This is a genomic window from Consotaella aegiceratis (assembly GCF_036541425.1).
GTDB classification, from domain to species: domain Bacteria; phylum Pseudomonadota; class Alphaproteobacteria; order Rhizobiales; family Rhizobiaceae; genus Consotaella; species Consotaella aegiceratis.
The window spans coordinates 1-4,971 of sequence record NZ_JAZHFT010000095.1 but is presented as its reverse complement, the minus strand read 5'-3'; the positions used below and the strand labels follow the sequence as shown (position 1 = coordinate 4,971).

Here is a 4,971-nt window from a genome sequence, read left to right as displayed (position 1 = left end):
ACCACATCGACGACTGGCGGCGGCGCTATGCCTATGTCTCTGGAAAGCGCTCGGGCGCGGACTGGAACTTCGAGACGCCGACCATGGTGCCCTCGGCCGAGACGCCGTCGCTGGTGGAGCTGCCGGACAACACCAAGCGCGAGCTCTACGAGTTTCCGGCCCGCGCCATGGACGTGACGGCGCACGAGCGCATGGAAAAGCTGCGCATGCAGGCGTCCGAGGCCGATCACGACCGGGTGCAGGCCGCTTCCAACATCAGGGTGGTGGAGCCGGGGCGGCGGTTCAGCCCCTACGAGGTGGCGCATCCGGAGAAGCGCTACGAGGAGCACGTGGTGATCCGCGCGGTGCATCAGGTGGTCGATCGCTCCTACGAAACGGCGGAGGACGAGCCGGAATACCGCAACGAATTCGAGGCGATGCCCTCGCGCGTGCCCTTGACGCCGCATCGCGCCACGCGGCGCCCGCGCATCGAGGGGGCGCAAGTGGGGATCGTGGCTGGTCCCGAGGGCGAGGAGATCCACTGCGACCAGTACGGCCGCGTGAAGCTGTGGTTTCCGTGGGACCGGCGGGCGAAGAAGGACGGCTCCGACACCTGCTGGGTGCGGGTCAGCCAAAGCTGGGCGGGGGGCACCTGGGGCGGCCAGATCATCCCGCGCATCGGCATGGAAGCGATGGTCTCCTACATCGACGGCGACCCCGACCGCCCGCTCATCACCGGCCTGGTGCCCAACCCGAAACAGAAAGTGCCCTATGAACTGCCCGGGCACAGGACCAAGAGCGTCCTTCGCACCAACACCTACAAGTCCGGCACGCCGAACGAATTCAACGAGATTTCCTTCGAGGATGCGACGGGGGCGGAGAACATGTTCCTGCACGCCCAGAAGGACCAGACCACCAAGGTCTTGAACAACCAGACCAGCCGGGTCGACGCCAATGCACTGCACTCGGTAGGATCCAACCAGTCCTTGGAGGTTGGCTCGAACATGAGCCAGCAGGTGGGCGGGGGACTCAATCTTGTGGTGGGTGGTGTCGGCGGGATCGTCAACGCCATCGCCGGCGGTGCCCTGGCGGCTCTCTCGGGAACGAGCGCTTCCATGCTGCAGCAGGCGATGGGTCTCATATCGTCGGCCATGGCCGACAGCCCCTCGAGCGACGACAAGAGCGCCGCCAACGCCAGCGCCGCCGTCGGCGAAAGCGGCGGTTCGAGCGGCGCAGCCGATGCCTCGCTGGCCGACGCCGGTCTGCACGCGGGCCTCATGGCGTCCGGCGCGCTCGGCGCCATGGCCAGCACCATGGACGAGGTACGCGGCGGCGTGAACGACGCGGAGGCTTCCAACATGGTGGGCGCCGGCGGCGCGTCGATGAATTCGGCGGGGGCGGGGCTCGCCTCGCAGGTCGCCTCGATGATCGGCTCCGGCGTCTTCAATACGCTGGTCAGCAAGATCCAGAACACCAGCGTCGGCATCGCTCAGACCGAGCAGGTGGGCCTCGCCAAGGTGGTTACCGTCGGGCAGGTCTACAAGCAGGCGGTCGGCGACAGCAAGCATGTGTCGATCGGCAAGGAGCTGTTCATCGGCGTCGGCGGCGGCAGGGACGAGGACGGCAACGAGACGCCGCCGAAGTCGATCCTCATCATGAAGGACGACGGTACCATCCTGCTCAAGGGCGTCAGGGTCTATGTCGAGGGCGAGAGCCACGTGCAGATCACCGCGCCGATGATCGACAACAACTGAGGGGGCGTCCGGTGCCGGAACTCGTCAACCTCACCCCGTTCCCGAACTTCCGCTACTACAGCCGGGACAACAAGGACGAGGAGTTCGGGATCGTCATCGTCAAGGCGACCTACGAGGTGGCGCCGTCGGGCCGGCTGCTTCAGGCGGAGGAGCAGGCGCCGATGGTCTTCACCGACCTTTGCCATGGCGAGGTCAATGTCAGCTCTCTCTGGCATCCGTCCGACCTGGTGCCGAACAAGCCGGCCACCGATGTCATCGTCAATGCGGTGGCGCGGGCGCCGGGCGGCAAACCCATGCCGTTCTGGCACTGCGGGCTCGCCATCGCGGACGGATCGGAAACCCGCGTCGACAAGACCCTGCGCGTCACCGGGCCGCGCGAATGGGCGCCGGTCTGGCGGCGCCGGCTGAGCGAGGCCGAGCAGGCGCACTGGCACGATCACCGCCGGGCGTTCGACCGCTGGCGGCTGTCGGATCCCCAACCGATCGCGGCGTTGCCGCTCCATTATGAATACGCCTATGGCGGCGAGATCGCGATGGGTACGGACGAAGACGGCCAGGCGCTGTTCGACACCGACGAGCGCAATCCGCTGGGGCGCGGCAAGATGGATCGCGAATGGACCGATCATACCCGCCACGTCCCGGCGCCGCAGATCGAGGACCCGAACGATCCGGTGCGCGAGCCCTTCACCGAGCTTTCGCCCCAGAGCCTCGGCCCGATCCCCCCGGCCTGGCTGCCGCGCCGCCCGCGCGGCGGCACCTACGACCAGAACTGGATGGACAATATCTGGCCGGCCTGGCCGCCGGACTACGACTTTTCCTATCACAATTCGGCTCATCCCGACTTGATCGTATCCCCTCATCTGAAGGGCGGCGAGCGCGTGACGCTGACGGGCCTGGCCGAGGCGGCCGAGACGGTTACTCTCGTCCTGCCGCAGGAGTCGCTTTTCGTCGACTTCGTGCGCGATGACGGCCGCACCGACCGGCAGGACATGGCGCTCGACACGGTCTTTCTCGACATCGCCGCGAAAAGGCGACGCGATTGGCGCGTCTATCTCTCCTGGCGTGTCAATTTCGAGCCGGACATCTATTCGCGCGCCGTCATTCAATATGTCGCCTCTTTTCAATCGGCAGCGCAAATTCGCGCTGGCGTCAAAGCAAGGGCTGAAGCATGACGACGGGACGGATTTCGGCGCGCAAGTGCCACAGCAACGTGATCGTCTCCACCACGCCTGACGTCTGTTGGACACCGGTCGGCTCAGGCCGGAAGCCGGTCGCCTATTCGTCCATCGCGTTCCTCGACACGGCCATCCGCTATTCGAAATCGGTGCGCAACAACGGCAAGTTCGATTTCCAGCTCAATTCGCGGACGGCCACCTCGACCGGCCACGAGCCTGGCGTTGAGAAAGGCGTCAAGGTGCCCGGCTATCTCGGCCCCGCGCACGTGGAGATTGCCGCGGACTATTTCTTTTCCGAAGGCTGGGCCAATTGCAGCCATCGCGACCCGGCCTGGATCAACCGCCCGGATCCCGGACCGACGGAAGACCAAAAGAATAGTTTTGAGGATAAAATATAATGGGCGATTATAGCTTGGAAGATAGCGGTCTTTCTGCGGAAGAAATTGCGATATGCAAGAATGACCCTCTGCTTCCAAAAGAATTTCTAACTCGATCACAGCTGAATTTTGCGGTCAGAGATTGCCTTGCTAGAGCTAGAACAGAAGAAGGAAATAACAAAAGTAAAATAACAAGCAATGGAAATGCCAGATTGTATACTGATGTAACCGTTTCTGGCGTCGGAATATCTTATTGGAAAGGCATTAAAAACAAAGCATCTTCTGTATGGGAGGGTATTTCTGAGTTTGTTCAAGACCCTCTTGGAGCATTTGAGAATAATACAGATAACTCGGTGTCCTATTTTCCTCCTGGGTCGATGGGAATACCCAACAATGTTCCCGTCATCGATACCCAAGGACAAATAGACGAGGTCTTCAAAGAGCAGGGCGTGCCAGGCGCGTTGGCCTATGAAGCTGGTGAGGAAACGACAGACCTTGCTGTCGAAGGCGGGACTGTTGTGATCACATATGGCGTAGCGAAAGGTACCGGTGTTATTTTTCGCAAGATCCCCAAGCCTGCGAAGCCAGGCAAAGTCGCTGAGCCGCCTACTGGCGAAGTCAAAGGAGCTCCGGTTGCGGCGGGCGAGCCCGTCTCGGTCGCCAACGGCGAATATCTGGAGACCTGGCGCGACTTCCTGATCCCCGGCACGCTCGCCCTCGACGGCGCGCGCTATATGGGCCTGAAGCTCGCCTTGCCGCCCCGCTATCAAAGCCCACTCGGCCCCTGCCAGATTTCGGCCTTCGACGAGGTCTTCTCCAACCCGGAGCGCGGCCGGCTCTGCTTCCACGACCGCGACGGCCACGCCATCGGCTTCGACCGGCCGTTCAACTTCCTGGCGTCCACCAACCCCGCCTATCCGCATCTGGAGCTGAAGGCGCCCTGGCTGAAGCAGCTCCGCCTCAAGGACCGGGCGATCGTCAAGCATTTCCGGCAATATGACGACGACGTCTACCGGCTGGAAAAGATCGAGGATCTCAACGGCAACACGCTCCTCCTCACCCGCGAGGAGGACGGCCGGCTGACCCGCGCCGAGGGACCGGACGGCCTGTCGCTGGTCTTCGATAACGATGCGGCCGGGCGGCGCACCAAGATCACGCTGATCGGCGTCGACGGCTCGGCGCTGGAGCTCGCCCGCTACGCCTACGACGTCGGCGGGCGGATGAGCGAAGCGAACTGCGCCTTCGGCATGTCCGTGCGCTACCACTGGCAGGCGGACTGCGACCTCATCGAGAGCTGGCATAATGTCACCCGCGCCTCCGAGACCCACTTTTCCTACGACGAGGCGGGCCGTGTGGTGGAAACCCGCACCAACGGCATCTGGGACGGCGACCGCTTCGTCTACCGCGAGGGCGAGACGGAGTACCGGCCGGGCGGCGGGGACGAGACGGCCCAGACCTTCCGTTACGACGAGCATGAGAACGTCACCGAGGAGGTCGACGCTCTCGGCGGCACGGTGGCGCACACATATGACACCCACGGCTTTCGCACCGCCACGGCTGACGCCAACGGCCACCGGAGCCGCACGCGCTACGATGCGCTGGGCAACGTCAAGGAGGCGACCGACGCCGAGGGGCGATCGACGGTCTACGGCTGGGGCGACGACGGCGAGCTGCTGATCGTCATCG

4 protein-coding genes are annotated in these 4,971 nt (G+C 63.8%); all 4 read left to right on the top strand.

The genetic code is table 11. The features are described from left to right. The coding region (tssI, locus tag SMD10_RS24865) for a type VI secretion system tip protein TssI/VgrG (RefSeq protein WP_331688418.1) at positions 1 to 1,733 on the top strand (1,733 nt) is incomplete at its 5' end. Positions 1,734 to 1,744: 11 nt separating this feature from the next. After that, positions 1,745 to 2,905: a DUF2169 family type VI secretion system accessory protein gene (locus SMD10_RS24860; protein WP_331688417.1), complete on the top strand. Its 1,161-nt coding sequence runs from the start codon at positions 1,745 to 1,747 to the stop codon at positions 2,903 to 2,905. Beyond that, positions 2,902 to 3,306: a PAAR-like domain-containing protein gene (locus tag SMD10_RS24855; protein ID WP_331688416.1), complete on the top strand. Its 405-nt coding sequence runs from the start codon at positions 2,902 to 2,904 to the stop codon at positions 3,304 to 3,306. Before SMD10_RS24860 ends, SMD10_RS24855 begins: the two co-directional genes overlap by 4 nt. A gap of 497 nt (positions 3,307 to 3,803) precedes the next feature. Continuing rightward, positions 3,804 to 4,971, top strand: a 1,168-nt coding sequence (locus tag SMD10_RS24850) for a DUF6531 domain-containing protein (protein ID WP_331688415.1), incomplete at its 3' end; no start/stop codon positions are given.

What these genes read in the sequence shown, in the direction of transcription:
- SMD10_RS24855 (WP_331688416.1), top strand. Translation starts at nt 2,902, where the DNA reads ATGACGACGGGACGGATTTCGGCGCGCAAGTGCCACAGCAACGTGATC.